General features: G+C 67.0%; 1 protein-coding gene. It reads left to right on the top strand.

Going from position 1 to position 557, the window contains the following annotated elements; genetic code table 11:
- Positions 1-557 (top strand): NAD(P)/FAD-dependent oxidoreductase (locus LH128_RS31005; protein WP_008833649.1); only part of this gene is annotated, 557 nt, incomplete at both ends.

The raw sequence follows: 557 nt of genomic DNA, 5'->3' as shown, positions 1-557 counted from the left end.
CTCGAAGCCCTGCCGCGCGTGCTGGCGCGCGTCGCGGGTGAGGAACTGTCCGAATTCTACCAGAAGGAACACCGCGATCACGGAGTCGATCTGCGCACCGGCGTGGCGGTGGAATGCCTTGAGGGCGACGGTCACCGGGTAACGGGCGTGAAGCTGGTCGATGGCGAGGTCATCCCGGCCGAGGCGGTGATCGTCGGCATCGGCATCGTGCCCGCCGTCGGCCCGCTGATCCTGGCGGGCGCCTCGGGCGCGAACGGCGTGGACGTGGACGAGTTCTGCCGCACCTCGCTGCCGGACATCTACGCGATCGGCGACTGCGCGGCCTTCGCCTGCGATTATGCGGGCGGCACGGTGATGCGGGTGGAATCGGTGCAGAACGCCAACGACATGGCGACGTGCGTGGCCAAGGCGATCTGCGGGGACGAAAAGCCTTACAAGGCGTTCCCTTGGTTCTGGTCGAACCAGTATGATCTCAAGCTGCAGACGGCGGGGATCAACATGGGCTTCGACCAGACGGTGACGCGCGGCGACGTCGAGGGGCGCAGCTTCTCGGTGGT

Source organism: Sphingomonas sp. LH128 (assembly GCF_000293195.2).
Classification (GTDB): Bacteria; Pseudomonadota; Alphaproteobacteria; order Sphingomonadales; family Sphingomonadaceae; genus Novosphingobium; species Novosphingobium resinovorum_A.
This window is presented reverse-complemented; position numbering and strand designations above follow the sequence as displayed.